The sequence below is a fragment of the Mycobacterium simiae genome, from assembly GCF_010727605.1.
Lineage (GTDB): Bacteria > Actinomycetota > Actinomycetes > Mycobacteriales > Mycobacteriaceae > Mycobacterium > Mycobacterium simiae.
The window spans coordinates 4,574,825-4,601,691 of sequence record NZ_AP022568.1 but is presented as its reverse complement, the minus strand read 5'-3'; the positions used below and the strand labels follow the sequence as shown (position 1 = coordinate 4,601,691).

22 protein-coding genes and 1 tRNA gene are annotated in these 26,867 nt (G+C 66.2%); 5 read left to right on the top strand and 18 right to left on the bottom strand.

All coding sequences use genetic code 11. From position 1 onward, the window contains the following. Nucleotide 1: 1 nt before the first annotated feature. The 10 genes from G6N33_RS21445 to G6N33_RS21400 form a co-directional block, all read right to left on the bottom strand. The gene (locus G6N33_RS21445) at nt 2-1,471 is read right to left on the bottom strand and encodes an MCE family protein (RefSeq protein ID WP_044506901.1); all 1,470 of its coding nucleotides are present in this window, start codon (nt 1,469-1,471) and stop codon (nt 2-4) included. Continuing rightward, on the bottom strand, nt 1,471-2,592 hold the full coding sequence (locus G6N33_RS21440; protein WP_101528174.1) for an MCE family protein: 1,122 nt from the start codon (nt 2,590-2,592) through the stop codon (nt 1,471-1,473). Before G6N33_RS21440 ends, G6N33_RS21445 begins: the two co-directional genes overlap by 1 nt. Continuing rightward, complete coding sequence (locus G6N33_RS21435) at nt 2,589-3,953, bottom strand: MCE family protein (RefSeq protein WP_101528182.1); 1,365 nt, start codon at nt 3,951-3,953, stop codon at nt 2,589-2,591. The genes G6N33_RS21440 and G6N33_RS21435 overlap by 4 nt, the downstream gene beginning before the upstream one ends. After that, nucleotides 3,950-5,134, bottom strand: a complete 1,185-nt coding sequence (locus G6N33_RS21430) for an MCE family protein (protein WP_155945894.1) — start codon at nt 5,132-5,134, stop codon at nt 3,950-3,952. Before G6N33_RS21430 ends, G6N33_RS21435 begins: the two co-directional genes overlap by 4 nt. Beyond that, entirely contained in the window at nt 5,131-6,159 is a 1,029-nt protein-coding gene (locus G6N33_RS21425; RefSeq protein ID WP_044506905.1) for an MCE family protein, read from the bottom strand. The genes G6N33_RS21430 and G6N33_RS21425 overlap by 4 nt, the downstream gene beginning before the upstream one ends. Next, nucleotides 6,156-7,424, bottom strand: a complete 1,269-nt coding sequence (locus tag G6N33_RS21420; protein WP_044506907.1) for an MCE family protein — start codon at nt 7,422-7,424, stop codon at nt 6,156-6,158. Before G6N33_RS21420 ends, G6N33_RS21425 begins: the two co-directional genes overlap by 4 nt. 3 nt (nt 7,425-7,427) lie before the next feature. Then, the gene (locus G6N33_RS21415; RefSeq protein WP_044506908.1) at nt 7,428-8,276 is read right to left on the bottom strand and encodes an ABC transporter permease; all 849 of its coding nucleotides are present in this window, start codon (nt 8,274-8,276) and stop codon (nt 7,428-7,430) included. Continuing rightward, on the bottom strand, nt 8,273-9,040 hold the full coding sequence (locus G6N33_RS21410) for an MlaE family ABC transporter permease (RefSeq protein ID WP_044506910.1): 768 nt from the start codon (nt 9,038-9,040) through the stop codon (nt 8,273-8,275). The genes G6N33_RS21415 and G6N33_RS21410 overlap by 4 nt, the downstream gene beginning before the upstream one ends. 670 nt (nt 9,041-9,710) lie before the next feature. Further along, the gene (locus G6N33_RS21405) at nt 9,711-11,702 is read right to left on the bottom strand and encodes a family 2A encapsulin nanocompartment cargo protein cysteine desulfurase (RefSeq protein WP_101528173.1); all 1,992 of its coding nucleotides are present in this window, start codon (nt 11,700-11,702) and stop codon (nt 9,711-9,713) included. Beyond that, the gene (locus G6N33_RS21400) at nt 11,689-12,624 is read right to left on the bottom strand and encodes a family 2A encapsulin nanocompartment shell protein (RefSeq protein WP_044506914.1); all 936 of its coding nucleotides are present in this window, start codon (nt 12,622-12,624) and stop codon (nt 11,689-11,691) included. The genes G6N33_RS21405 and G6N33_RS21400 overlap by 14 nt, the downstream gene beginning before the upstream one ends. Before the next feature lie 365 nt (nt 12,625-12,989). On the opposite strand from G6N33_RS21400, the gene G6N33_RS21395 reads away from it, so the two are divergent. The 3 genes from G6N33_RS21395 to cysE are packed head-to-tail and all read left to right on the top strand — an operon-like array spanning nt 12,990 to nt 15,872. After that, nucleotides 12,990-14,270, top strand: coding sequence for a TQXA domain-containing protein (locus tag G6N33_RS21395; protein WP_044506916.1), 1,281 nt, complete (start codon nt 12,990-12,992; stop codon nt 14,268-14,270). Beyond that, nucleotides 14,257-15,189, top strand: a complete 933-nt coding sequence (gene cysK, locus G6N33_RS21390; protein WP_101528172.1) for a cysteine synthase A — start codon at nt 14,257-14,259, stop codon at nt 15,187-15,189. Before G6N33_RS21395 ends, cysK begins: the two co-directional genes overlap by 14 nt. 2 nt (nt 15,190-15,191) lie before the next feature. Next, complete coding sequence (cysE, locus tag G6N33_RS21385) at nt 15,192-15,872, top strand: serine O-acetyltransferase (RefSeq protein ID WP_101528171.1); 681 nt, start codon at nt 15,192-15,194, stop codon at nt 15,870-15,872. Between the two features lie 110 nt (nt 15,873-15,982). Here cysE and G6N33_RS28005 read toward each other — a convergent pair whose 3' ends face one another. Next, nucleotides 15,983-16,402, bottom strand: coding sequence for a DUF3349 domain-containing protein (locus G6N33_RS28005; RefSeq protein WP_081662012.1), 420 nt, complete (start codon nt 16,400-16,402; stop codon nt 15,983-15,985). A gap of 159 nt (nt 16,403-16,561) precedes the next feature. Next, nucleotides 16,562-16,634, bottom strand: a tRNA-Asn gene (locus G6N33_RS21375). Between the two features lie 170 nt (nt 16,635-16,804). Between G6N33_RS21375 and G6N33_RS21370 the strand changes: the two genes are divergently transcribed. Continuing rightward, nucleotides 16,805-17,077, top strand: coding sequence for a hypothetical protein (locus G6N33_RS21370; protein ID WP_044512085.1), 273 nt, complete (start codon nt 16,805-16,807; stop codon nt 17,075-17,077). Here G6N33_RS21370 and dnaG read toward each other — a convergent pair. The 3 genes from dnaG to G6N33_RS21355 are packed head-to-tail and all read right to left on the bottom strand — an operon-like array spanning nt 17,052 to nt 20,972. Next, on the bottom strand, nt 17,052-18,989 hold the full coding sequence (dnaG, locus tag G6N33_RS21365; RefSeq protein ID WP_101528170.1) for a DNA primase: 1,938 nt from the start codon (nt 18,987-18,989) through the stop codon (nt 17,052-17,054). The two genes, G6N33_RS21370 and dnaG, sit on opposite strands and share 26 nt — an antisense overlap. Nucleotides 18,990-19,044: 55 nt before the next feature. After that, nucleotides 19,045-19,653 carry a superoxide dismutase[Cu-Zn] gene (gene sodC / locus G6N33_RS21360; protein WP_081662013.1) on the bottom strand — a complete coding sequence of 203 codons (609 nt, stop codon included), beginning with the start codon at nt 19,651-19,653 and terminating at the stop codon, nt 19,045-19,047. A gap of 38 nt (nt 19,654-19,691) precedes the next feature. Further along, on the bottom strand, nt 19,692-20,972 hold the full coding sequence (locus tag G6N33_RS21355; RefSeq protein WP_044506921.1) for a deoxyguanosinetriphosphate triphosphohydrolase: 1,281 nt from the start codon (nt 20,970-20,972) through the stop codon (nt 19,692-19,694). Between the two features lie 130 nt (nt 20,973-21,102). On the opposite strand from G6N33_RS21355, the gene G6N33_RS21350 reads away from it, so the two are divergent. Then, nucleotides 21,103-23,079 carry a TPM domain-containing protein gene (locus tag G6N33_RS21350; protein WP_101528169.1) on the top strand — a complete coding sequence of 659 codons (1,977 nt, stop codon included), beginning with the start codon at nt 21,103-21,105 and terminating at the stop codon, nt 23,077-23,079. A gap of 71 nt (nt 23,080-23,150) precedes the next feature. On the opposite strand, the gene G6N33_RS21345 is transcribed toward G6N33_RS21350, so the two are convergent. The 3 genes from G6N33_RS21345 to G6N33_RS21335 all read right to left on the bottom strand — a co-directional run bounded on the left by G6N33_RS21345 (nt 23,151) and on the right by G6N33_RS21335 (nt 26,763). Further along, complete coding sequence (locus tag G6N33_RS21345) at nt 23,151-23,477, bottom strand: hypothetical protein (RefSeq protein ID WP_408632738.1); 327 nt, start codon at nt 23,475-23,477, stop codon at nt 23,151-23,153. Nucleotides 23,478-24,052: 575 nt separating this feature from the next. Next, on the bottom strand, nt 24,053-25,225 hold the full coding sequence (locus tag G6N33_RS21340) for a PPE family protein (protein WP_044506930.1): 1,173 nt from the start codon (nt 25,223-25,225) through the stop codon (nt 24,053-24,055). 158 nt (nt 25,226-25,383) lie between these two features. Beyond that, a complete protein-coding gene (locus tag G6N33_RS21335) occupies nt 25,384-26,763 on the bottom strand; it encodes a glycine--tRNA ligase (RefSeq protein ID WP_044506931.1) in 1,380 nt (459 codons plus the stop codon). Nucleotides 26,764-26,867: the final 104 nt, after the last annotated feature.

Below are 26,867 nucleotides of genomic sequence, written 5' to 3'. Positions count from 1 at the left end.
CCTACGCCGGCGGCACTAGCAGCGACTGCCAGTTTTTGGCACCCGGATGCGCCAAGTCGGACTGGGTGTAGCGCTTCCCGTCGGGACCGATGTAGTCGCCGGTGGCCGGGTCATAGGTGGTCACCGAAAGCGGCGGGGTGGCCGGCGCGGTGCCCCGCGGGGGTGGCAGCCGGGGATCCTGTCCCGGCGGATACATCGGGACGCCTTGCCCGGAGGTGGTGGCGTTGGGGTCGCCCTTCCAGTTGTAGCCCTCGTTGAGCGGCACATACTCCTCGTCGCTTTCGCACAGCTCGACGGTGGGTGCCCGCTTCCACGGCTTGGTCTCACACGGAATGTTGCGCACGCCACGGACATTGAACTCGGAGTCCTGCGGTACCCGGCAAAACAAATCCGCGGCGGGACGATCGGGCGCGTCGACGCTGGCCGGTGACCGGCGTTGCTGCGGGGGCAGGTACCCCGTGGTACACGGCGGCGGCAGATTGAGGTTGAGGTTGAAGTCCAATTGCGCCCCCCGGTACTCCTGTTTGGTGTTCGAGCTCGGCACGATGATCGCCGCCATGGCCGCGATGCCCTGCGGAAGCAACACCAGCAGCTGTTCGATGTCGTGGCGATAGACCACCGCGATATCGCCCAGGCTCACCAGGTTGGCGAACAACACCGGCAGGGCCGGTGCCACCCGGTCGAGCAGTGCGCGACCTTCCTCGATGCCGGAAGTACCCTGCCGCAACAGGTCTCGCACCGCCGCGTCCTGGGCCTTCAACTGCGCCATCAACGCCGATGTCCGATTCGCCCAGGTGCCGATCGCGTCGGCCGTCTGCACCTGGGAATTCAACACGGCCGGGGACTGGTCGATCAGCGCCGCCAGCGGATCGATGCTCTGGCCGCCGGCGACGGCCAGCGCGGCCGACCCGTCGACGATGCGGGAGAGTTCGGGACCAAGCCCGCCCACCGCCCGGTTGGTCTCATCGATCACCGTATGTAAGTTGTCGCGCGGAATCGCCTGTAGCGCACGGTTTGTCATGTCGAGCAACCGCCCGATATCCACCGGCACGTCCACCCGGCCGGCCGGAATGACATCACCGCTCTGCAGCGGCCGGGACTGCTCGCCTTCTTTGCCCTGCTGCGGAGTCAGGTCGATGTATTGCTCCCCGACCGCCGAGCGGCTGTGCACCGAGGCGGCAACATTGGACGGGACCATGACTGCGGACCGCATGGCGAGCACGGCGCGCACCCCGACGGCGGTGACGTCGACCGACTTGACCTGACCCACGTCGGTGCCGCGGTAGGTCACGACTGAGGTCGGGTACAGCCCACCGGACTGTGGCAGATCGACGGTGACGTTGTACTCCCCGATTCCGAATAGCGTCGCGGGCAGCTTCATGAAGTTGAAAGCCATTGCGCCACAGGACACCACGGTGACCAAAGACAAGATTGCCAGCTGGACCCAGGTACGGCGATTGAGGCGCAACATCAGTACCCCCCGAAGTGATAGGGGTAAGTCAGTGGGTTACCGCCGGTGACCGGGCTGGGCTGCATGCCGATGGTGCGTCCCCAATACATTTCGAGTTTGGTGAGGTTCCCTTCCCACCGGGAACCGGTGAAGATCCCCTGGTCGATGCGGCTCAACGTCAAATCGACCACCAGGGTCAGGTTGGCGTAGTCACCGCGGAACCAGTTGCGCACCGTGGACGTCGGCCAGGGATAGGTCGCCAAGCCGTCCAGCCCCTTGGTGAGCGACGGGCCGGCGTCGGCCAGCGACCTCAGCACCGGCGCGATGTTGCGCAGATTGTTGACCAAGGATTCCCGGCTCTGGTGGACCGTGTCGGCCGCGATTGCGCTGAACTTGCCGACCTGGTCGATGGTCTCGGCGATGTTGGCGCGCTCGGCCGCCAACACCGACAGCGCCTTGGGCACCGTCGTCAACGCCTTATCGACCACCGCGTCCTTGCCGGCCACCTGTCCCACTAGCGCATTGAGATTCTCCGCGGCAGCGATGATGTCGTCGGTCTGGTCGTTGGTTTTCGCGATGAACACGTCGAGCTGATTCAACAGGCTGCGCATGTCGTTCTCTCGGCCCGCAAACGCTTTGGCGACGGCCTGGTTGATTTCCTGCAGCTGCCCGATGCCCCCGCCATTGAGCAGGATCGACACTGACGCCAGCGTCTGCTCGGTGCTCGGGTACAGGCTCGCGTGGCTCAACGGAATAACCGAGCCGTTGCCGAGTTGGCCGACCCCCGGCTCATCCTTGGGTGGGCTCAGTTCGATGTGCATCGAACCGAGCAGGCTGGTCTGGCCCAGCTTGGCGGTCGAATTCGCCGGCAGGTGAACATCGCCGTTGATCCGCATGGTCACCAGCGCGTGCCAGTCCTGCAGCTCGATCTTGGTGACGTTGCCGACGGTGACGTCGTCGACCCGGACCCGGGTGTTCTGCTGGATGGTCACGACGTCGGGCATCTGCGCCTCAATCGTGTACGAGCCCGGTCCCCCGCCGGATGTCCCGGGCAGGACGAACGAGTTCAGACCGCGCCAGCCACACCCGGAAAGGGCGGCGACACAGACGACTCCGAGGACCACGGCTATCGCGCGTCTCACGACGGTGGCCCCGTCGGCAGCATCAGGTTTTGCAGCACCTGCATCGAGGTCATCCCGGCGCTGGGCGCCGGTGGTCCCGGCGCCTCGGCCAGGGCCGGCGCGTCGGCCGGTGGCGGACCCGGCAACGGCGCGCCGGCCGGCGGCGGGGTGGCGTCGGGCGGTGGCAAAGCGGCGTCGGGCGGCGTATAGCCGGGTCGCAGCCAGTCCTGACTGTAGGTGATCTCGCTCGGCCGGGCCTGTGTCCCGACGAAGGGGTTGATGCCCGCCGGTATGTAGTTGTAGACGCGGTTCTTGATGATCGGGTTGATGTACTGCAGGCACAGCTTCGAAACGCGGGCCAGTCGCGCCCGCGACGCCGCTTCGATTGAGCTGCAAATGAATTGCGGGATGTCCGCGAAATTGTTCAACGCCAGAATGCCCGTCATCGCGCTCTGCGCGGGCTGGTAGATGTTCAGAAAGTTCTGGAACACCGTGGGTGCGACGTGCAGGATCTGCTTGATGTCGTTGCGGCTGTCGTCCAGCGCGGTGGTGATCGATCCGAGCCGGTCGAAGGTGACGCCGATCGACTCGCGGTTCTCGGCCAGAAAGTCCCGGACGTCGCTCAGCGCCGTGTCGAGCGCCCGCACCGCGTTGCCGACTTCGTTGGGACTGTTGGTCAGCACCGTCGTCACGCTGGCCAGGTTCTGGTTGAACGCGGCCAGCAGGTCACTGCTGGAATACAGCGCCGACACCAGCAGCTGTAGATTGCGCACCGTGCCGAAGATGTCGTCGGCGTGATCACCGAGCGCCGAGATCGCTTGGGAGAGCTTGATGACGGTGTCGCGCGCGGTGTCGCCCTGGCCGCGCAGATTGTCCGCGGCCGAGTTGACGAACTCGCCGACGGAGTTCACCCCGCCCGGACTGGTGGGTTGCAACGCGTCGGTCAGCTTTTCCAGCTGGCGCCGGAAGTCGTCCCATTCCACCGGAACCGCGGTGCGATTCAGCGGAATCGACGCGCCCGCACTCAACTTGGGCCCGCCGGAGTACGCGGGGACGAGCGCAATCGCGCGCGAGGTCACCAGCGACGGCGACAGGATCGCGGCGCGGGCGTCGGCGGGGATCGGGTACTGCTTGTCGACGGAGAACGTCACCTTGGAGCTGCTGGGCTGCGGCTCGATCCTATCCACGACGCCGACGGCGACGCCGAGGATCCGAATTTCGTCGCCGACGAACAGGCCGTTGGTCTCGGTGAAATATGCCGCATAGGTGTTCTTTTCGACGTCTTTCCAGAGCTTGGTGGCGACCAGGAACGATGCCACCGCCAAGGTCAGCACCAGGCTGATCGCGGTTGCTTTGCGCAGGGCGTTTCGGCTGAGGTTCATGGCGAATCGAAATCGTGCGGCGAGGGCGGCGGGATGGTCCGCACCGGTGGCGTCGACGGCGGCGGTGAGGGCGGCTGGGACCACAGCGGGACGGGCGCATTCTCCGGCGGCACGGGTGGCGTCCCGGTCGGCGGGTCCACCGCCTCCGACGGCAATTTTTGGTCCGGATCCAGGAATCGGTCGTACATGTCGGCGTCGAGGACCGGTCCGCCGATCTGCCCCGGCACCAGGTTCGCCACATACGCCTTGAAAAACGGCCCGGAGCCCAAGCATTCGCCGAACGACATCGCATACCGCTTGAACTTGGGCAACGTCTTCTGAATGTCTTCCTTGCGGTTGTCCAAGATCTCCAGCACACCGTTGAGCTTGTCCAGGGCCGGCTTGAGTTGGGTTCTGTTCTCGGCGACCAGCCCGGAAATCTGATGCGACACCGCGGCGACGTTATTCATCAGCGCGTCCAGCGAATCCCGTTCGTCGAGCAGTGCGGCCAGCAGCGCGTTGGAGTTCGCCACCAGGCCGGCGATCTGCTGGCTGCGTTTACCCAGCACCGCCGAGACCGTGTTGGCATTGCCGAGCAGGCTCCTCAGTTGCGCGTCACGCTTGTTCAGCGTGTCGGAAAAGCGGGCCACGCCCTCCAGGGCTGGTCTGAGATTCGGTGGCGTCTCCTTGAACGTCTCGGCCAACGTGGATAGGGCCGAGGACAATTGAGCGGTGTCCAGACCGCTGATCGTGGTCGTCAGGTCGCCCAGCGCGTCGGGCAGATCAAAGGGCGAGTGGGTACGCGTCAACGGAATCGTGCCGGACAGCTTTCCCTCGCCGCGTGGGGTGAGCTCGAGCATCTTGGCGCCCAGGATTGTCTCGGTTTTGATCGCCGCCTCGGTGCGGTCGCCCAGCTCGATGCCTTGACGGACGGTGAAGTCGACCCGCACCTTGTTGCCCTCCAACCGGATTTGCGAGACCCTGCCGACCCCCATGCCCGAAACCCGTACCGTGTTACCCGTTTTGATGCCGCCGGCCTCGGAGAAATATGCAGCATAATCGTCGGTGTTCTTGACGAACGGCAGCCGGTCATATTGGAAGGCGACGATCGTCACGCACGTCAGGATCACCGTGCCCATCACCCCCAGCAGGAAAGGGCTGCGACGGCCGAGTGGTCCGATCGTGGGCAGCTTCAGTGTCATTGGGGTGTGCACCGTCCGCTGGATTGCCCGAGGAGTTTGACGAAGATCGGGTTGCCCCCTTTTCCGTTCAACTTGAGCAGTACTTCGCAGAAGTAGAAGCCGAAGTAGTCACCGTTGAGGCCCTGGCGGGCAAGTACCTGGTAGGTGTCGGGCAGGTCTTTGAGCAATTTGTCCACGTAGTCGCGGTCGGCGAGCACCTGCCCGGACATCCGATCGGTCTCATGCACCACGTCCTTGATCGGCTGGCGGGCTTGCACCAGCAGATCGGTGATCGAACCGGCCGCCGCATTGACATAGGCGAGGCCGGTGGAGATGTCGTCCTTGCGCTGCGCCAGGCCCTCCACCAGTTGGGCGAGTTTATCCACGCCATCAGAGAATTCGTGGTCGCGCGCGGCGAAGGTGTGCAGCACCGTGTTCAGATTGGTGATCAGCTCGCCGATCAATTCGCTGCGCCCGGCCAGCGTCGAGGTCAGCACCGACGTCTGCGACAACACGGAGGCCAGCGTGCCGCCCTGGCCCTGGAAGATGCGCAGCAGCTGACCCGACAGGGCGTTGACTTGATCGGGATCCAGCGCGCGAAACAGCGGACGGAAACCTCCGATGAGGGCGTCGATGTCGAGGGCGGGCGAGGTGCGAGCCAGCGGGATCGTCGCCCCCGCCGGCAGCCGACGCGGCGGACCGGGAGCCTCGTCAAGGGCCAGGTAGCGGTCGCCGATCAGGTTTTCGTACCGGACGACGGCCTTGGTGCCCTCGGTCAGCCGTATGTCCTTGTCGATGGCGAAACCGACGGTGACCGTGCCGTCGTGATGCAGGCTGAGGTCACCGACTTTCCCGACCTCCACCCCGGCGATGCGAACAAAATTGCCCGATTTCAGGCCGGAGATGTTGGTGAAGACCGCTTGATAGCCGGTGCGATCCGCGAAGCGCAGCTGGCCGAACACCGCGACCAACGTGAAGGTGAAGACGAGGCACACCACTGTGAACAGCGCGACGCGCGCAATGATGCTGGACAGTTTCCTTCTCATGGCGGCGGCTGCCCCCCGCGCCAGAAGTACCGTGGCGGCTCGGGAGGGTTCTTGGTCGTCGGAAACCAATTGGCCCACCATGGATTACCCACCCACGGGCTGGTCCGGATCTCATCGGGAGCCGCACCCCAACCGGTGTCGGTAACCAGGGCCCGCACCGGGAAGTTCGCGCTCGGGTCGGGCAGCGAGCCGCAGCTCGGCTTGCCGCCGGGGCCGCCGGTGGCGTTGGTCTTCGGTAGATGCCTGGGGTACCGATACGGGTCATCGCCGAACAACAGTGCGGCATCCAGGATTACCGAATATCCGTTGCCGCCCAGCGCGTCTCGGCCGCCGTGGTCGACATACCATTGCGCACCCTGGAATAGGCAGGTGTAGGTCGGCGAATACTTGTTGAGCAACGTCATGGTCGGATCGAGCAGGCTCATCGCGCGCACGATGTTGGGTTCGGTTCTGCCGATGACGTTGATACCGGTCTGGCTGAAGCCGATCGCGGACAGCAGCAAGGCGTCCAGCGACCGCTGGTTTTCCGCGAGGGTGGCGCTAGTGGTCGTCGCCGATTCGAGGGCCGACAAAATGTCTTGTGCTGCATCGGAGTAGATCTGCGTGGTCTTGCCGAATAGCCGCCAGTCCCGGTGGATCGTATCCATCCGGGGGTTGACGGTGAGCAACAGGTTGTTGGCATCGGTGATCGCCTGCCCGAGCCGATCACCTTTGCCGCGCACCGATTGCGCGAACGCCGACAGGATCGAATTCAGTTTGGCCGGATCGAGGGCCTGCACCACCGACTGCAGGTTCTCGAACACGGTGTTGACCTCGACGGTGACATTGCGCGAATGCAACACCGCGCCGGGCCGCAACGGAGTGGAGCTGGCCTGGTCGGGCACGATCAGATCGACGTATTTGGAACCGAAAGCGGTGGTCGACTTGATCTCGGCTTCGAGGTTGCTGGGCAGGTACTTGAACGGGCCCGGGTCCATATTCAGTTGCAGCTTGGCAGCCTTCACGTCGGTACCGATCGCCGCGACGGTGCCCACCGGCACCCCGCGCAACTTCACCTTGGCGCCGGGCTCCATGACCAATCCGGCCCGGTCCGATACCAACGTCAGCGGGATGAAGTCCCGGAACTTGCCGGAAAACGACGCCGCGGTCAGCGCGATCAACGCCCCGACCACGATGAACAATGTCGGCGCCCACCAGATCGGGTCAATCCTGCTGCTGCGGACTCTGTTTGGCCGTGCGGGTCCGCCTTCCCGGTGATCGCTCATGGGCTACCCGGACAGGTTGAAGTTGCCGGACTGGCCGTACACGGACAGCGAAATCATTAGGCACACAAAGGCAGTCACAATCATCGACGAACGGACCGAACGACCGACGGCCTCCCCGACACCGGCCGGGCCACCCGTCGCGGTAAAGCCGTAATAGGTGTGCACCACCATCACCCCCGTCGCCATCGTCAGCGCCGACAGGAACGACCAGAGTAAGTCGTTGGGACGCAGGAAGGTGGAAAAGTAGTGCTCGTACACCCCGCGCGACTGGCCGTAGGCGTAGATGGTGAGAAACTTGGCCGCGACGAACGACATCAACACCGCGACGGCGTAGAGCGGGATGACGACCAGGATGCCGGCGATGATCCGGGTGGACGCCAAATAGGTGATCGACCGGATGCCCATCACTTCCAGGGCGTCGATCTCCTCGTTGATCCGCATCGCGCCCAGCTGCGCCGTCGCCCCGGCACCGATCGTGGCCGCCAGCGCCAACCCCGCGGTGCACGGTGCGATCATCCGGACGTTCAGGAATGCCGACAGGAACCCCGTCAGCGCCTCCACCCCGATGTTGGACAGCGTGTCATACCCCTGCACCGCGACGAGCGCCCCGGTGGTCAGCGTCAGAAATCCGATGATGCCGACGGTGCCGCCGATTACCGCGAGCGCGCCGGTGCCCATGCCCATTTCGGCGATCAGCCGCAGCAGTTCGTTCGGGTACCGGCGAACCGCATCCACGGTGGCAGCCAACGACTTTCCGTAGAACTCGGTCTGCTCACCCAACTTGCGGGTGGACGCCACCAGCCTCGGGCCCAACGTGTCCAACCATGATGGACCGCGTGCGAGATCGGTCATTTGGCAGTCACTTTCACTCCGAGCGCGGTAGTCACGATGTTGATGAAGAATAGGGCCATGAATGAGAACACGACGGTCTCGTTCACCGCGTTGCCGACGCCGGTGGGGCCGCCGCCCACCGACAAACCCTTGTAACAAGCGATTAAGCCGGCGGAGAGCCCGAACAGTGTCGCCTTAATCAGCGAGATCACAACCTGCGGAAGGCCGGTGACAAGGGTCATGCCGGCAATGAACGCACCGGGCGTGACGTGTTGCACGAAGACCACGAAGACGTAACTTCCGGTGAGGCCGGTGACCGCAACCACCGAGTACAACAGGACCGCAACGAACGTGGCGGCGATGATGCGTGGAACCACCAGTGCCTGAACCGGGTTGACCCCGATGACCTTCATCGCGTCGATTTCCTCCCGGATGGTCCGCGCGCCCAGATCGGCGCACATCGCGGTCGACCCGGCGCCCGAGACGACCATCGCGGTGACCACCGGCCCGACCTGGGTCACCGATGCCAGCCCGGCGCCCGCGCCGGACAGGTCCCCGGCGCCGATCTCGACCAACAAGATGTTCAGCACGAACACGATCAACACGGTGTACGGGATCGACAGCATGATCGTCGGGAAGATCGAGACCCGCGCGACGAACCAGATCTGCTCGAGGATTTCGCGCCACGCCCATGGCCGACGCAGGGTCGTCACCACGGCTTCGGCGCTGAGCAGGAAGAACTCGCCCAGCGCATTCATCGGCCTGGCGACAGCGGACCCGTTCATAGAACCTGGCCAGACGAACGGCGACCCATTCGGCGCATGCGGTCCCCCAATTTCGTAAAGATCTTTACGCGTATGTAACTAAGCCGGCTCGAAAGGTCAGCGTTGTTTACCTGTGGACCGCGCCCGTCCGGGCGTATGCATAGAACATCGCCGCAATTTATGGGCAAACCGATGCCCGGCGTGAGGGTTGCAATCAACCAGAAAGTAATGGAGTGGGGTATTTGACGGTGCGGCCCCATGGCGGCGCCGGCTACGGCGCCCCCGACTTGCGTTGACCTGCACCGAAGTCAACACCAGCCGCGACGCGTTGCGTTATGCGGACACCGTGTCGACACCGGGGACGGCTTGGGGAGGCGGCCGCGACGCCGCCTGGGCCGCCCCCCGAGCTAACGTCGCCGACACCTCATTGTGCACAACTAGAGCGGCTCAAAGAGCACCGAAATGGCGGCGGTTGAACAATTCGATAACGCACATCCGACGTTCGCACCGTGGGCCGCCGGGCAGAGATCCACGGGTCGGCGAATTCTTTCCGTCCCATGACCCGAGCGCCCGCGTCACCGCCCCGTTCGGCTATTGCCGTCGAATGTCCCAGGTCGCAGCAGACGCAGCCGGGACAACCATTGCGCTCAGGGGTGAGCGTAAGCCCTTGGCCGCGTGGACCTTTCAAACGTCAACCGACGTTGGCGCCACCCTCGGCGATCCGGCGCACCGCCTGGAGGAACACGTCGATCTCCTCGAATGTGTTGTAGAAGGCGAACGACGGACGGACGGTGGCCTCCAGCCCGTAGCGACGCAAAATCGGTTGGGCGCAGTGATGTCCGGCCCGAACCGCGATGCCTTCGGAGTTGAGCGCCTTACCCACCTCGAGCGGCTCGTGGCCGGCCAGCACGAAGGACAGCACGCTGGCTTTCTCCGCCGCGGTGCCGACCAGGCGGACGCCGGGGATGTCGGCCAGCCTCGGGGTCGCGTACTCCAGCAGCGCGTGTTCGTAGGCCGCGATGCGCTCGATGCCGACCCGCTCGACGTAGCGCAGCGCCTCCCCCAGCCCGACGGCGTCGGCGATGTTGCCGGTGCCGGCCTCGAACTTGTTGGGCAGCCCTTGGTACAGCGAACGTTCCAGGGTGACGTCGGCGATCATGTTGCCGCCGCCCTGCCATGGCGGCGTCTCCGCGAGCGCGTCCTCGCGCCCGTACAGCACGCCGATCCCGGTGGGGCCGTAGATCTTGTGCCCGGAGAACACGAAGAAGTCGACGCCGAGTTCGCCGACGTCGATGGGCATATGCGGAATCGATTGCGCGCCGTCGATCAATACCCGGGCGCCGTAACGGTGGCCGAGCTCGACGATCTTGTCGACTGGAGTAACGGTGCCCAGCGCATTCGAAACCTGGGTCGCGGCCACCAGCTTCGTCTTCGGACCCAGCAGATCCTCGAACTCCGAGAGCAACAAATTGCCGGCCTCGTCGACCGGCGCGACTTTCAGGATTGCTCCGGTTTTCTGCGAAAGCAGTTGCCACGGAACGATATTGGCGTGGTGCTCGAGATGGGTGATGACGATCTCATCACCCGGCCCCAAATGCTTGCCACCCCACGCATAGGCCACCAGGTTGATCGCTTCGGTGGTCCCCCGCACGAAGATGTTCTGCTCGGCCTTGGGTGCACCGATAAACCGCCGCACGGTCTCGCGCGCCTCTTCGTAGGCGTCGGTCGACCGCGCCGCCAATTCGTGTGCCGCCCGGTGAATATTGGAATTCTCGTGCGCGTAGAAATACGCCAACCGGTCGATGACCACCTGCGGCTTTTGTGTGGTCGCGGCGTTGTCGAACCAGATCAGCGGCTTGCCGTGGATGGTCTCCGCCAGGATCGGAAAGTCCGCTCGCACGGCGTTGACGTCGAAGATCTCGTGCGTCCGGTCTCCAGCGCGCAACCGCGGTACCGGGTCGGCCTTCGGCAACCCCTGCGCCGGGGGCGCCGTCGAAGACGACGGCAGGAAGCCGTAGTCGTAGCCGTCGCCGGCCGGTGGTGCGCTCAGCACCGACGCCGCGGCGGGTATCGCGTCCGACCAACCGAGGTCACCGACGGCCGGGGCGTCGGCCGGCCATTCCATCCCGGAATCCGGCCATTCCGTCCCGGAATAAGGTGACGACCCGCGCGGCGCCACCGCGGCGCTCGGCGTCCCGATCGTCGTCGGCCCGGCCAGCACACCCGGCTGGGTCGAGACGATGCCTTCGGTCGGCACCGCGAACGCACTGAGGTCGGCGACGCCCGGCGGCAGGTAGGGATCCGCCGCGCCGCCGGTCGTCCAGGCGGTCGAGGGCCCGGCCGTCGTGTCCGGAACATTGCCCCGCGGCGCGACGGGCACCGCCTGCGGCGGACCGTCGGGCTCCGGGGATGTCGGTGCGGGCACGTAGATGTCGGTGAAGCCGATGGGCGGCACCGTCGCCGGGAACGGATCCGCGGCCCCGGTCGCGGCCCGTCCCGCCGAGGCCGCCGCCGTGGTATCCGGGACGGTGCCACGCGGGGCGACCGGCGCCGTCTGCGGTGGACTGTCCGGACCGGGCCGGATACTCGCCGCGTACAGCTGACTGGCCAACACCGCAAGCTCGGCGGCGCTGATGGGTAGGTCGCTTTCGGCGTCTACCGAGCGGTACTCACTTGTACTCATGGAACTGGTCCACAGCCACATCGTCGAGGACGGCGAGCGCATCGTCGGTGAGGACGGCCAAGGACGTGTACAAGGTGACCAGGTAGCGGGCGACCGCCGACTGGTTGATTCCGGTGAACCGCACCGACAGGCCCGGCGCCTGCTCACCGACCAGGCCCGGCTGGAACAGGCCGACGACGCCTTGGCGCTCCTCGCCGGTGCGCACCAGGATGAACTTGGTCTTGCCGTCCTCGACGGGCACCTTGTCCGACGGGATGATCGGAATGCCGCGCCAGGTGATGAACTGCGCGCCGAACAGGCTGACCACGACCGGCGGCACCCCGCGGTAGGTGGCCTCCCGGCCGAACGCGGCGACGCCCTGGGGATGGGTCAAAAAGAAGCTTGGCGTCTTCCACACCCGGGTGATCAACGCGTCCAGGTCGTCGGGGGTAGGAGCACCACCGAGCGTCTGGATGGTCTGCTCGGGGATGGCCTGCGCCAGCAACCCGTATTCGGGGCTGTTGATCAGCTCGAACTCCTGGCGCTCCTTGATCGTCTCGATGGTCAGGCGCAGCTGCTGGGCGATCTGGTCGTGCGGGCTGGAGTACAGGTCGGAGACGCGGGTGCTGACGTCAAGCAGCGTCGAGATGGTGCGCAGCGTGTATTCGCGCGGGCTGGTCTCGTAATCGACGAAGGTCTCCGCCAGCGGCGCGTCCAGGGCCGCGCCCTCCTGGGCCGTCACGGCGACCTGTTCGGGGTTGACGACACGGTTCACCCGGTAGATACCGGCCTCGACCGGCACCCAGCTCAGCAGGTGCAGCAGCCAGCGGGGGGTGATTGTCGAGAGCTGCGGAACGGTCTTGGTGGCATTCGCAAGCTGGCGGGCACCGAGATCTCCGAGTGCCTGGGACTCATTTTGAGCCCCCGAGCTGGCTGACGTCATCTTGATCCTTCCGTCGTGGAATAGCGGGGCGAATGTGCATCCGGGAGCAAAGGAGCTGTCTACCGAGGGGGCCGTGCCGCGTCACGGCAAGTGTAAGACTCAGCGGGATTTTATCTCTTGGTGGCGAACGTTGTCAGTCGAAGAAGTCCACCGAGAATCTTGCCCTATAGTGGTCGCATGCACCACGTCGCACAGCTGCGCCTAATCCCTTCGCGCTGCCTTGCCGTGGACTGTTGTCGCTGTTGTTGATTCCTGACGGCCGAATTCTGACGTTCTAATCGTCGCGCTTTTTTCTCGCTTGCGGGCCCGCGTCCGCCCGTGTCGAGGCGCGCCCAGCCGAAATCTTGTAGGAAGAACAACAATTCATGACTGTTTTGTCGCTATCCGGCCGCGCGCTGGCACCGGTGACCACCCCACCGCGCACCGTGGCCCTGCCCGCCAACGACCTGCCCCAGATGACGCGCTACCGCGGCGGCACCTACTCCCACACCGTCGAGGAGATCGTGTTCAGCGACGGCAGCACCGCACGCACCGACCTGATCAGGCTGCATCCCACGCTGTGCGCCTATTCGTTGAATTTCAGCGGCATCGCACCGCATTTGCCGTCGCGTTATCGCCTGGGCACCTGGTCCGCGCTCGAACACCTGCGCAATCGCGACTATGAAGCCGAAGTGGATTGGATTCTGCGCCACTCCTATCCGATGACCACCACCGCCGAGTTGAGTCGGCGGTTGCGTCGCGCCGGCTACCCGTTGGGAGTGGGCAATATCGAGGAACACGAAGCCATTGCGGCGACCCAGGCGGCGATTTGGTACTTGACCAACGGTCTGGCCCTGGACACCCAGCCGCTGCACGTGCCGGTCGCCGTGCACCGGGCACCGGGTCCGGTGATCACCTTCGAATTCGACGGCCACCCGCAGCTCGGCGGCTACTCGGTATGGACCGACTCCGACAGCGCCGTCACCATGTGGCTGCAAAAGTCCGCCAACGGTGTTGACTGGCAAGACGTTTCCGGATCACGACTGACGACCGGCCCGACAATGGGGCGCTACCAACGGACGCTGGGCATCGGCAGTACGTTGTCGAGCAGTGGCCACGGCCACCGCGGCCGCGGCTACCGGTATTACCGCCTCGTCACCGAAACGGAAGCCGGCGCAACGCCCCAGATCGGCCATGTGGACTTCTGGCTGACCGGTACGCGCCACTTCCGCAACGCCGACCGCATCGTGCACCTGTACAACTACTTGCTTTCCGGAGCATTGCGGTCCGGCTCGGGGACCGGTCCGAAAACCGACGATGTCACGCTCGTCGACACCAACGCCGTCGCCGGACCCGAACTGATCGGTCCGTTCCAGGTACGAACCCCGTTGTCGCTCAAGGTGACCGACGGTCACGCGCTGGTTGACCCGGACGGCTTCGCCCTCGAAGACACCATCGGCCCAGGCACCGACTTCTACGTCCGTCCCGCACCGGGCGCCTCGGCAGTAACGGTGACCGCAACCACGTCGCGCCGCCTCGCCGGCCGGGTGCTGGCCGGAGTGGCGCCCGACGCGCCGGAACAGTTCACTCCGGTCGCGCTGGCGGTGCCTGCTGACGTTGCAATCGAGTTCGACATTCGCTGGAATGGCGACTGTGACCATCGCTGAGAACATCACGCAACTGATCGGAAACACCCCGCTGGTCCGGCTGAACCGGGTCACCGACGGAGCCGAAGCCGACGTCGTCGCCAAGCTGGAGTCCTTCAACCCTGCCGCGAGCGTGAAAGACCGCCTCGGCGTGGCATTGATCGACGCGGCCGAGGAAGCGGGCCTGATCAAGCCGGACACCATCATCCTCGAGCCGACGAGCGGCAACACCGGGATTGCGCTCGCCATGGTCGCCGCCGCCCGGGGCTATCGGATCGTGCTGACCATGCCGGAGACGATGAGCATCGAGCGGCGCAAGCTGCTGCTGGCGTTGGGCGCCGAGCTGGTGCTGACCCCCGGACCGGAGGGCATGCCCGGTGCCATCGCCAAGGCCGAGGAACTGGCCAAGTCGGATCAGCGCTATTTCGTTCCTCAGCAATTCGAGAACCCGGCCAACCCGGCGATTCACCGCAAGACCACCGCCGAAGAGGTGTGGCGCGACACCGACGGAAAGATCGACATCTTCGTGTCGGGTGTCGGCACCGGCGGAACCATCACCGGCGTCGCCCAGGTCATCAAGGAACGCAAGCCTTCCGTCCAGTTCGTGGCGGTCGAGCCGGCGGCGTCGCCGGTATTGTCCGGCGGTCAAAAGGGTCCGCACCCGATCCAGGGAATCGGGGCGGGGTTCATTCCGCCGGTGCTCGATCTCGATCTGATCGACGAGGTCATCACCGTCGGCAACGAGGACTCGATCAACGTGGCCCGGCGGTTGGCGCGCGAAGAAGGGTTGCTGGTCGGCGTCTCCTCGGGTGCGGCCGTGGTGGCCGCCCTGCAGGTGGCGCGCCGGCCGGAGAACGCCGGCAAGCTCATCGTGGTGGTGCTCCCCGACTTCGGTGAACGGTATTTGAGCACACCACTTTTCGACGACGTGACGGAGTAACCATGCTGGCAGCGATGCGGCGGGACATTCGAGCGGCGGTCGATCGCGATCCGGCCCGGCCGTCGGCGCTGCAGGTCATCTTCGCCTACCCGGGTGTGCATGCCATCTGGGGGCATCGGATCAGCCGGTGGTTGTGGAAGCGCGGATTTCGCGTCCTTGCACGGGTTGTGGCGGAATTCAACCGCATCACCACCGGGGTCGAGATACATCCCGGTGCGGTGCTCGGCAATGGCCTGTTCATCGACCACGCGACCGGCGTAGTGATCGGCGAGACCGCCGAAATCGGCGACGACGTCACGATTTACCACGGTGTGACGCTGGGCGGCATCAGCACGGATCCGGGGAAACGGCATCCCACCATCGGCGATCGCGTCATCATCGGCGCCGGAGCCAAGGTTCTCGGGCCGATAAAGGTCGGTGACGGCAGCCGTATCGGCGCCAATGCCGTTGTGGTCAAAGAGGTTCCGTCCAGCAGCGTGGTAGTCGGGGTGCCCGGCCAGATCGTCAGCAGAACCGGACCGGCCGGCGAAGACGATTCACTGCCCGACTTGGTCGGCGTGAGCCTGCAATCGCTGCTCACTCGAGTGGCACGCCTGGAGGCACACAGCGACAGCCCCCAAAACGGCCGCGTGATCCGGCCGCCCGAAGCCGGCGTGTGGCACGGCGAAGACTTTTCCATCTGAGTTTCCTCGCGTCGTCCAGCCCTCGGGAAAGACCATCGCAATCGCGCTGTTTGATGTGGTCGAGCCCGGCCCCTACCGCACCCCGGAACCGGCGCGCATCGTCGGCGAAATCATTGGGTCGGGCATCCGGCCCGAACAGATTCAAGCCATGCGCGAGCGCCTCGCCGACCTCGAGCGGCGGGGGCTTGCCGCCATCGACGACTGGCGGACACTCGAATCACGCGGACCGTCGGGCCAATTCGATGATCGCCGCGAGCCGGTGCTGCACGCGCTCCAGATCGGCCGCGGCCGGCAGTTGGACCGCGAGGCCGGCGATGAACCGCACGGATCGCTGCGGCGTCGATGTCCAGGCCGTCGGCGGCCGCGACCCGAGCGGCAACCGCGGCCACCGCATTGTCCGGCAAGCGCCGTCGCAGCAGCGCCAGCAACGGCAGGTAGTCGGCGACGGGCACTCCGCGCGGATATCCGGCACGGATGACGGCGTCGAAGGTGTTCACCAAGCCGCTCAACGGCAGCTGCGCCGCCGTCATCGACGGGCACACCCGTTCACGTCGCGATCGAGCTGATGGCGCGCTGCGCGAATCGATCGTTCCGCGTGCGTCGAATGTCGAACCATCGCTGCCGAGCCCCCCGTTGGTAGCGAACCGCGTGCTCCGGTTGCCCGTGCGGCGTCGGTGCGCCGTTCCCTGCTCCCCCGGGTGGACTCGAACCACCAACCCTTCGGTTAACAGCCGAATGCTCTGCCAATTGAGCTACAGGGGATCAACCCGTCCACGCGAATTCTGGCGCGGATCGCTGGACGACTCTAGCGTACTGGCACAGCCGCACCCAACTTCAGGGCGGTCTCGGGGCGGCCGGACCGATCGGGGGCGCGCCCAACCGTCGGCGTGAGGCAGGATGGACTCATCCGCACCGTCGTGGGGAGGGACATTTTGATCCGATATGTCGTCGTGCTCGGGCTGGGATACGTGCTGGGCTCGAAAGCTGGACGCCGCCGGTACGAGCAGCTAGCCGCCACGTACCGCGCGCTGACCAGTAGTCCCGTGGCCCAGTCGTTGATCGAAGGTGGGCGGCGCAAGATCGCGAATCGGATCTCCCCGGACGCCGGGTTCGTCACGCTGACCGAAATCGACGACGAGACCGCCGTGATGCACCGCGAGGTCGAGCGGGACGAAGCGCTCACGCCGTCAGATCGTCGCCGCTAGCCTGCTCGAGCAGGCTGCGCCGGTAGGCCTCCATGGCAACCAGGTCGCCGAACAGCGCGTGATATTCGTCGCCCTGCTCGATGGGTGACATGCGCTGCAGCTTGGACTTGACCTCCGCGATCTGCCGGCCCATCCACACCTCTTGCAGCCGGGCCAGCACCCCGGCGATATAGCGGGGCAGCTTTTCGTCCTCGACGGCAACGGCCTCCACCCCGAGCTCGTTGATCAGACCGGCGGTCAACTCCGAGGTGGTCTGCCGGCGCACCGCTTCGATCCATTGGGCGCCCGTGCTGCCGGTCTTGGCACCGGTCCCCGTGCCGCCGGCCGCCTCGATGGCGACGCGCACGGCCGCGTACCCGGGATGGGTGAAGCTTTCGACGGTCAGGGTGTCGAAGACCGGCCCGGCGAGCGCCGGGTACTGCAGGGCCGACTTGAGCGCCTCCCGCTGTGGCCACAGCGTCGGGTCACGGGGATCCGGACGGCCGGCCCGCTCGGCCTGCGCGCTGTCACGGGGCGCCGCGCCACCGCGACGCCGCGGGGTCGACACGGCACCGCCGCGGGGCGCCGGGTCCTTGGACTTCTTGGCCTCGCCCCGCACCCGGTCGATGACCTGCGCGACATCGTCCCAGCCCACCCAGCCGGCGAGCTGGCGGGCGTACTCGTCGCGCAGGGTGGGGTCCTTGATCTGCGCCACCATCGGCACGCAGCGGCGCAGCGCGGTGACCCGGCCCTCGGCGCTGTCCAGATCGAACTCTGCGATTGCGGTGCGAATGGCGAACTCGAACAACGGGGTTCGCCGTGCCACCAAATCACGCAGCGCGCCGTCGCCGGCCTTCAGCCGTAGGTCGCAGGGATCCATCCCGTCCGGCGCGACCGCGACGAACGACTGGCCGGCCAGATTCTGCTCGCCACCGAAGGCCTTCAGCGCGGCCGCGCGGCCCGCAGCGTCACCGTCGAAGACGTAGATCAGTTCGCCACGAAAGAAGCTGTCGTCCATCATCAGCCGGCGCAGCATCGCCAGATGCTCGTCGCCGAACGCGGTACCGCACGACGCGACCGCCGTCGTGACCCCGGCCAGGTGCATCGCCATCACGTCGGTGTACCCCTCGACGACGACCGCCTGGTGTCCCCGGGCGATGTCGCGCTTGGCCAGGTCGATGCCGAACATCACCGACGACTTCTTGTAGAGCAGCGTCTCGGGGGTGTTGACGTACTTGGCTTCCATTGGGTCGTCGTCGAAGAGCCGTCGCGCGCCGAAGCCGATCACCTCACCGGCCGAGGAGCGGATAGGCCAGAGCAGCCTGCGATGAAAGCGATCCATCGGTCCGCGCCGTCCCTCCCGGGACAGGCCGGCGGCTTCCAGTTCTTTGAACTCAAACCCTTTGCGCAGCAAGTGTTTTGTCAGCATTTCCCAGCCCGACGGTGCGAATCCGCAGCCGAATTGGCGCGCGGCATCGGCATCGAAGTTCCGCTGAAACAGATACTGCCGGGCCGGCGCCGCCTCGTCGGATTCCAGCGCGGCCGCGTAGAACTCCGCCGCGGCCGCGTTGGCGGCGATCAGCCGGCTGCGGCTGCCGCGATCGCGCTGGACATTGGTGGCCGCGGCCCCGGTGTAGGTGATCGTGTGCCCGATTCGGTCGGCGAGCAGTTCCACCGCTTCCACGAAGCTGACGTGTTCAATCTTTTGGATGAAGGCGTACACGTCGCCGCCTTCGCCGCAACCGAAGCAGTGGAAGTGGCCGTGATTGGGGCGGACATGAAACGACGGCGACTTCTCGTTGTGGAAGGGGCACAAGCCCTTCAGCGAGTCCGCGCCCGCCCGTCGCAGCTGGACGTAGTCGCCCACCACGTCTTCGATACGGGCGCGTTCCCGGATGGCGGCGATGTCACGATCGGAGATCCGGCCAGCCATCGGCACAGTCTAGGACGCCCGCCGCTGCGCTTTCATCAAACCCGTGACCGGCTGCTCAGCTGGCCGGTCCGATCACTCCGCAGGCGACGCGCTCCATCGCCATGTCGGTGTCCTCGGAGCCGTGGATCATGATCGCCGTCTTGCTGCCAGCCAACAGATCGTCCCTGGTGAAGGCGTCGGTGGTGGTCACCAGGTATGCCGAGCCGTCCCGGCGCACCTGCAGGGTCGACAGATCGCCGCTTTCGGGTTTTCCGGTGTGCCCCGGCGCCTGGTAGTGGTCACCAGCTGACAAGAAGTTCCCGGGCGGACCGCCGCTCGGCGCAACCGAATTCGGCTCACACTTGCCGATGCCGTGCACGTGCAGCCCGTGAATGCCGGGGGTCAGGATGCCGGCGGTGTCCGTCTTCACGGTGACGGTGGCGTATCCGTTGGCGAAGTCGAAGGTGGCGGTGGCCACCTGCCGACCATCGGGTGCTTTGATCGCGGCGGAAAGGGCTTGACCGCCCGGCGCCGGGCTGGAGGTCGCCGACGATGCCGGGGAGCCGCTCACCACGGCAGGGGTGGTGCCGGGCTGGCTGCTGGCATGCTGGGGCGAACTGCAGCCACTCACGGCGACGATCGGAGCCGACAAGAACAGGGCAGCAACCGCGGTGCTTCTGGTCATGCCCGCAGCCTAGCGCGCCGTCCGGCGCGCAACCGCCGTCATGCCCCGTCGGATTGGGCGTCGATGCGCTCGAGCCGACCTTCGGTGAACGAGGCGATTTGGTCGACGACGACCCGCAGCCGTGCGCCGTCATCGGCGGCAACGGTGAATGCCGCGGCGAAAACGGGGTCCAACGTGCCCGGCGCGCCGGCGTAGAGCCATTGCGCCACCCGGTGAATGCGTTCGCGCTGCCGGGCCTGGGTTTCCAGATGCCGCGGGTCGGACATGATGAACTGCAGCGCCAGGATCTTCAGCAGGGCAACCTCGGCGCGCACCAGATCGGGCACCTGCAGATCGGCCTGGAAACGCACCAGCGGCCCGGGACCGGCCGCCGCGCGCGTGGTCGCGATCGCGGCCGAGGCGAACCTGCCCACCAGCTCGCTGGTCAGCCGTTTGAGCGCGACCGCCGCAGCCAGTGTGGCGTCGTATTTCCCGACGGCGGCAACCACCGGCAGCGCGGACAATCGGCGGGCGGCGGCCATGAAATCGTCCGCACTGACCCGGGCGAACTCGCTCTCGCCCAGCTTGGCCAGCGCGGCAGCCTCGTCGTCGTCGGCAAGCACCCGCAGATCGATGCGGCCGGACACCACGCCGTCCTCGACGTCGTGCACCGAATAGGCAATGTCGTCGGCCCAGTCCATCACCTGCGCTTCCAAGCAGATGCGGTGCACCGGCGCGCCGGCGCGCATCCAGTCGGCGGCCTCACGATCCGCGGCGTAGAAACCGAACTTTCGTCGCGGCTCCCCGCACTCGTCACCGCGCGGCCAGGGGTACTTGGTGACCGCGTCCAACGAGGCCCGGGTTAGGTTCAGACCCGCGCTATTGCCTTGCTCGTCAAGGACTTTGGGTTCCAGGCTGGTGAGGATGCGGAAGTTCTGTGCATTTCCCTCGAAGCCGCCGTACGGGTCGGCGACCTCGTTGAGTGCGCGCTCGCCGTTGTGCCCGTACGGCGGGTGGCCGATGTCATGGGCCAGCCCGGCCAGCTCGACCAGGTCGAGGTCACAGCCCAGTCCGATCGCCATGCCACGGCCGATCTGCGCGACTTCCAGCGAGTGGGTGAGGCGAGTGCGCGGCGTGTCACCCTCCCGCGGGCCGACGACTTGGGTCTTGTCGGCCAACCGGCGCAGCGCGGCGCTGTGCAGGACGCGGGCCCGGTCGCGGGCGAAGTCGGTGCGGTGCTGCTGTCCTTCCGTGCCCGGCAGACCCGCGGTCTTGGGCGCTTCGGCTACCCGTCGCTGACGGTCGAAGTCGTCGTATGGGTCGCGCAGATTCGTGCTCACCTTGTTATCACCGTTATCACCGCTGCACAGTCTGCCAGGGAAGGCGCGGATCCGACCGCGTCTGGGGCGCGCCCGGCGCACCTGGGCTCACGCGCTGCTGCCCCACGTTGCCGCAGAGCTAAATTGACCTATGCGTACTGCCCGACATTTCGGTGTGGCCCTCATCGTGCTCATTACCGGACTACTGCTGGCGCCGTCGGCGGGCGCGCAGCCGCCGTTTCGGCTGCCCGGCTATGTCACCGATGACGCCGGCGCTCTGTCGGCCTCCGGACGTGCTGCGGTGAACTCCGCCGTCGACCGGCTTTACAACGACCGCCACATCCGGCTGTGGGTGGTCTACGTCGAGGACTTCTCCGGCCAGAACGCCGTCAGCTGGGCGCAGCGCACCATCCACGAAAGCGACCTGGGTACCTACGACGCGGTGTTGGCGGTCGCCACCACCGGACGCGCGTACGCCTTTCTGGTGCCCTCCGGGGTGAAAAGCGTTACCAGCAACCAGATCGACGACTTGCGTCAGAACCGCATCGAACCTGCGCTGCGCGACGGCAACTTCAGCGGCGCCGCGGTCGCCGCGGCGGACGGACTCAACGCCACACCGAAGTCGTCGAGCCCCGTTTGGCTGCTGGCCGCGCTCGCCGCGATCGTCGTCGCCCTGATCGCGCTGATCTTGGTGATGCGCTATCGGAGCCGGCGACGCCGGGCCGCCCAGCTGGCCGCCGCGCGGCGCGTCGACCCCACCAACCCGACCGCCCTGGCCGCGGTGCCGCTGGATATCCTCGACGACCTATCTCGCGCCATGGTGGTCGACGTCGACAACGCGGTTCGCACCAGCGCCAACGAGCTGGCGCTGGCGATCGACGAATTCGGCCCCGAGCGCACCGAGCCGTTCACCAGAGCCGTCAACAATGCGAAAATTGCTCTGTCCCAAGCGTTTACCACACGTCAACAGCTCGACGACGCCATTCCCGAGCTGCCGGCGCAGCGACGCCAGCTGCTGACCCAGGTGATCGTGTCGGCGGCCAGCGCCGACCGCGAATTGGACGACCAGACCGAGGCGTTCGAGCAGCTGCGTGATCTGGTGGTCAACGCCGAGAGCAGGCTTGACGCACTAACCCAGCAACTCGTCGAACTCACCGCCCGGGTCGGGCCGGCCGAGCAACGGCTCACTCAGCTGAACACCGAATTCGGCTCTGCCGCTCTGACTTCGGTGTCGAACAACATCAACACCGCCAAGGAGCGGCTGGCGTTCGCCGACCGCACCATCGGCTCGGCGCGAGCGCTGGCCACCACCCCGGTCAGCGGGCAGCAAGGCGGTCTGGTCGACGCGGTGCGCGCCACGGAGTCGGCACTCGGGCAGGCACGCGCACTGCTCGATTCGGTGGACAACGCGGCCAACGACATCCGGCACGCCGTCGCGACGCTGCCGTCGCTGATCGCCGACGTCAGGGCGGCCATTGTGCACGCCACCGAGCAATTGCAGACGCAGGACGCTCGGTCCGCCCACCACGATGAGCTCGTCGCCGCCCGCGATGCCGCCGGCATCGCCGCCGACGAGGCCGACCGGGGATCGGCCGATCCGCTGGGTACCTTTGCGCAACTGGCCAAGGCTGCGGCCGACCTCAACCGGCTGCTGACCACGCTGGCCAAGGAGCGGGCCGACGCGGACCGGCTGCGACGGTCGCTGGAACAGGCGTTGTTCACCGCCGAGTCCCGGGTGCGCGGTGTTTCGGAGTACGTCGACACCCGGCGCGGCAGCGTCGGACCCGAGGCCCGAACACGGCTCGCCGAGGCCCAGCGCCATCTGGACGCGGCGCGGGCCAAAACATCGGCTAGCCCGGCCGAGGCGATCGCCCACGCGAATGCGGCGTCCACCTTGGCGGCCAACGCTCAATCGCAGGCCAACGCCGACGTGGTCGCCGCCGAACAGGCCTACACTCGCCGCGGCGACAGCGACGTGGGCGCGCTGATCGGCGGGATCATCATCGGCGACCTGCTCGGCGGAGCGATGCGCGGCGGGTTCGGCGGATGGAGCCCGACATCATTTGGCGGCTCGTCGAACTCGTCCGGGGGCGGCGGTGGCTTCATGGGCGGCGGGGGACGCTTTTGAGCATGGCAGCGCAAGGGCGCACCGACGCTTCGGTGCGCCCTTGCGAACGAACTGCGCTGTCTTACCCGGCGTTAGCCAGCCGCGGGAGAATGCGGCACGACGCCCGTGGGCCGCGCCACTTCGAAGCGGGGTTCGGCTTCCTCAGCCCACTCTCCCCGGCGCCCCCAGTCCTTCTTTTCACTCACGCCGTCGGCAGCCGCCGCTGAATTCGGCCCATCGGTACCCTTGCCCTCGACCGCCGAACGCTCGTCGCGATCGGGCGCCCAATGGTCATAGTCGTCCGGCGGAACGGCCACGCCCCAACTGAGCGGGACCGTCAAGCGACCGAGCATGCCTGATTCCCCCCGAACCGCCGACACCGAATCGTCGGCCAGGGGTGAACCAAGAGGCAAAAGCATGATGCCCCCTTCCACACCCGAAACTCTGTTCACACAAACCCCAACGGCGCGCATATCGCCGCCGAGTGTTTTTCATACTAAGCCAAATCTAAGGAAATTGTCGGAAGTCTTCCGTTTTCGGGTTGTTAATCTCTAGAAATTCCGGCATGCGGAGCCCGCCGCGATTGCGATCGCCCTGCTGCGCCGGGCCGCTCGCGCCGGCGGCCAGAACGCACACCGCCGGCAGCTGCGCCCGCCGCGGTGCGACATCCGCGCGAAAAGCATTGCCCGACAGCAACACCGGATACCCGACCGGCCGGCTTCAGCAAACGCGATGCGCCGCGCTGCAACTACCCGCCGATGAAAGGCAACGCGGTTCGACCAGACGTCTCGATGCGCGCTCGCCGCCCGACCACCCCGAGGTCGACACGTTTGCCCTGGGCATTGCGTCGGCGGGTAATCAATTTCACGAAAAACCGTACTTATATGTCCGATTAAGCGATTAACCGATCACCATGCGTTAACAGCACGGTAGGAAATCCGGGGCCCCATTTGTGTGTCATTCAGCTGGCCGCGCCGCAATTTGCGCGATCCGTTCACGCCCCCTTGCGCGGCACCACCTTGGGCCGGGACTGCACCACATGGGGCGGGCTGGCTCCGGCGCGGCCCACCATGCCGGTCGGCTTGTCATCGGCGGCCGCCGTGCGCGCGGGCATCGGCACCCCGCTGGTGGACGAGGTCGTCGTGACCGTTCCCGACGCCGCCGGCCCGGTCAGCGTCGCGCCGATGATCGGCGCCGGCACCGACCCTTGCCACACCGGCGGCACCGATATCGCCCCTATCAGGCGCGCCCGGCCCAGGCTCGCCGAGATCGACGAACTCAGGCCCCCGTCGCCGGTCATCATCCGCATGGCCGGGGCGGTCTGACTGACATATTGCGAGGCAGTGCCGGCGGCGGCCGCGTCGGTCGCACCGGCCAGCGTCGTGACCGGCACCGTGCCTTGCGCCAGCGTCATCACCGGCATCAGGGCGGTCGCCGGATACATCCCGATCTGGGCCACCGACATCAACGAGGACACCGGTGCCGACGAAACGATCGACCCCACCTGCGTCAACGCGGACTGGATCGCGCCAACCGCAGAGGAGAATCCGGGCCCGAAGATTTGTCCACCCACCGACGACAACGCCCCGGCGAATTGCGACGCCAAACTACTCAGCGGCGTCGTCAGCAGTCCCGCCAGACTCGATGGTGCCGCGCTGATCGACGGCAGCGCCGACACCACCGATTGCGCCCCGGCGTGGTAGCCGAACATTGCCAACACGTCCTGAAGCCACATTTCGATGTATTCGAACTCGGTGGCCGCAATGGCCGCCGTGTTCTGACCCAGGAAATTCGTCGCGATCAACGTCATCAGCCGAACGCGGTTGGCGGCCACGGCCGCCGGCGGGACCGTTGCCGCGAACGCCGACTCGTACGACATCGCGGCCACCCGGGCCTGGACTGCCGAGATCGAGGCGTGCGCGGCCGCCGAGTGCAACCACTGCAGATACGGCTCGGCCGCCTGCGCCATCGACTCCGACGACGGACCGGTCCACTGGCCATTCGTCACGCCCGAGATCACCGAGTCGAAGGAGGACGCCGAAGCCCACATGTCGGCGGCCAGACCATCCCACGCCGCGGCCGCAGCCAGCAGCGGCCCCGAGCCGGCACCGCCGTACATCAGGGCCGAATTGATCTCCGGCGGGAAAAACGCAAAATCCAGAACCATCCGCTACCTCGACACGCCTAGCCGCTGCTACGGCCTTGGCACTTACACCCCGACAGTCACTCCAGCGACTGGACACCGTGTATAAGACTAAAGCCGAATAGTAGGGCAGCACTACACCAAAAATCGTGGGTTTGCCGTCGCGGCACCCCAGGTGTCGGCTAGCAGCCCTTCAGCCGAACCGCCAGGTAGTCGGCGACGGCGTCCATCGACACCCGTTCTTGGGTCATGGCGTCGCGGTCGCGCACCGTCGCAGCGTTGTCCTGCAGGGAGTCGAAGTCGACGGTGACGCAGAACGGCGTTCCCACCTCGTCCTGACGCCGGTACCGACGCCCGATCGCGCCGGCGTCATCGAACTCGATGTTCCAGCATTTGCGCAATTCGGCGGCCAAGTCGCGGGCCTTGGGGCTCAGATCGGCATGCCGGGACAACGGCAGGACCGCGGCCTTGACCGGGGCCAGCCGCGGATCCAGGCGCAGCACCGTACGCTTGTCGACACCGCCCTTGGCATTGGGCGCTTCGTCCTCGGCGTAGGCGTCGATCAAAAACGCCATGAACGATCGGGTCAGGCCGGCCGCGGGTTCGATGACGTACGGCGTGTATCGGGTGTCGCTGGCCTGGTCGTAGAACGACAGATCCGCGCCGGAATGCTTTGCGTGCGTGGACAAGTCGAAATCGGTGCGGTTGGCGACGCCTTCCAACTCGCCCCACGGGTTGCCCTGGAAACCGAACTTGTACTCGATGTCGACGGTGCGGTCGGAGTAGTGCGACAGCTTGTCCTTCGGGTGTTCGTACAGGCGCAGGTTCGCCGGGTCGATACCGAGGTCGACGTACCAGTGGTGGCGGGTATCGATCCAGTACTGGTGCCATTCTTTCGCGGTGGACGGCTCGACGAAGAACTCCATCTCCATCTGCTCGAACTCGCGGGTTCGGAAGATGAAGTTGCCGGGCGTGATCTCGTTACGGAAGCTCTTGCCGATCTGGCCGATGCCGAACGGCGGCTTGCGGCGCGCGGTCGTCACCACGTTGGCGAAGTTGACGAAGATGCCCTGCGCGGTCTCGGGTCGCAGGTAATGCAGCCCTTCCTCGGTTTCGATCGGACCGAGGTAGGTCTTGAGCATCATGTTGAATTCCCGGGGCTCGGTCCACCGGCCCGGCTCCCCCGTTTCCGGGTCACGGATGTCGGCCAGCCCGTTGGGTGGCGGGTGCCCGTGCTTGGCCTCGTAGGCCTCGATCAGGTGGTCGGCCCGGTAACGCTTGTGCGTGATCAGCGATTCGACCAACGGGTCGTGGAACACCTCGACATGGCCCGACGCCACCCAGACTTGGCGCGGCAGGATGATCGACGAGTCGAGTCCGACCACGTCGTCGCGGCCGGTGACGACCGCCCGCCACCACTGCTTTTTGATGTTCTCCTTGAGTTCCACGCCCAGCGGGCCGTAGTCCCACGCCGAGCGGGTGCCGCCGTAGATCTCTCCGGAAGGAAAGACGAATCCGCGCCGTTTAGCCAGGTTGACGACGGTGTCGATGACGGACGCCACGCGTGGTCCACTCCCTTTCCCCGATGCCTGTGACTGATGGCGGCATATCGCCGCCGTGGAGACCTCAGCAATCGTATCGACCGTGCCGCGGTCTTTGACATGCG

Excerpts from the sequence above, each read along its gene's own strand:
- G6N33_RS21445 (WP_044506901.1), bottom strand. The coding sequence starts at position 1,471 with ATGTTGCGCCTCAATCGCCGTACCTGGGTCCAGCTGGCAATCTTGTCT.
- G6N33_RS21435 (WP_101528182.1), bottom strand. The coding sequence starts at position 3,953 with ATGAACCTCAGCCGAAACGCCCTGCGCAAAGCAACCGCGATCAGCCTG.
- G6N33_RS21430 (WP_155945894.1), bottom strand. The coding sequence starts at position 5,134 with ATGACACTGAAGCTGCCCACGATCGGACCACTCGGCCGTCGCAGCCCT.
- G6N33_RS21425 (WP_044506905.1), bottom strand. The coding sequence starts at position 6,159 with ATGAGAAGGAAACTGTCCAGCATCATTGCGCGCGTCGCGCTGTTCACA.
- G6N33_RS21420 (WP_044506907.1), bottom strand. The coding sequence starts at position 7,424 with ATGAGCGATCACCGGGAAGGCGGACCCGCACGGCCAAACAGAGTCCGC.
- G6N33_RS21415 (WP_044506908.1), bottom strand. The coding sequence starts at position 8,276 with ATGACCGATCTCGCACGCGGTCCATCATGGTTGGACACGTTGGGCCCG.
- G6N33_RS21410 (WP_044506910.1), bottom strand. The coding sequence starts at position 9,040 with ATGAACGGGTCCGCTGTCGCCAGGCCGATGAATGCGCTGGGCGAGTTC.
- G6N33_RS21405 (WP_101528173.1), bottom strand. The coding sequence starts at position 11,702 with ATGAGTACAAGTGAGTACCGCTCGGTAGACGCCGAAAGCGACCTACCC.
- G6N33_RS21400 (WP_044506914.1), bottom strand. The coding sequence starts at position 12,624 with ATGACGTCAGCCAGCTCGGGGGCTCAAAATGAGTCCCAGGCACTCGGA.
- G6N33_RS21395 (WP_044506916.1), top strand. The coding sequence starts at position 12,990 with ATGACTGTTTTGTCGCTATCCGGCCGCGCGCTGGCACCGGTGACCACC.
- cysE (WP_101528171.1), top strand. The coding sequence starts at position 15,192 with ATGCTGGCAGCGATGCGGCGGGACATTCGAGCGGCGGTCGATCGCGAT.
- G6N33_RS28005 (WP_081662012.1), bottom strand. The coding sequence starts at position 16,402 with ATGACGGCGGCGCAGCTGCCGTTGAGCGGCTTGGTGAACACCTTCGAC.
- dnaG (WP_101528170.1), bottom strand. The coding sequence starts at position 18,989 with ATGGCTGGCCGGATCTCCGATCGTGACATCGCCGCCATCCGGGAACGC.
- sodC (WP_081662013.1), bottom strand. The coding sequence starts at position 19,653 with ATGACCAGAAGCACCGCGGTTGCTGCCCTGTTCTTGTCGGCTCCGATC.
- G6N33_RS21350 (WP_101528169.1), top strand. The coding sequence starts at position 21,103 with ATGCGTACTGCCCGACATTTCGGTGTGGCCCTCATCGTGCTCATTACC.
- G6N33_RS21345 (WP_408632738.1), bottom strand. The coding sequence starts at position 23,477 with ATGCTTTTGCCTCTTGGTTCACCCCTGGCCGACGATTCGGTGTCGGCG.
- G6N33_RS21340 (WP_044506930.1), bottom strand. The coding sequence starts at position 25,225 with ATGGTTCTGGATTTTGCGTTTTTCCCGCCGGAGATCAATTCGGCCCTG.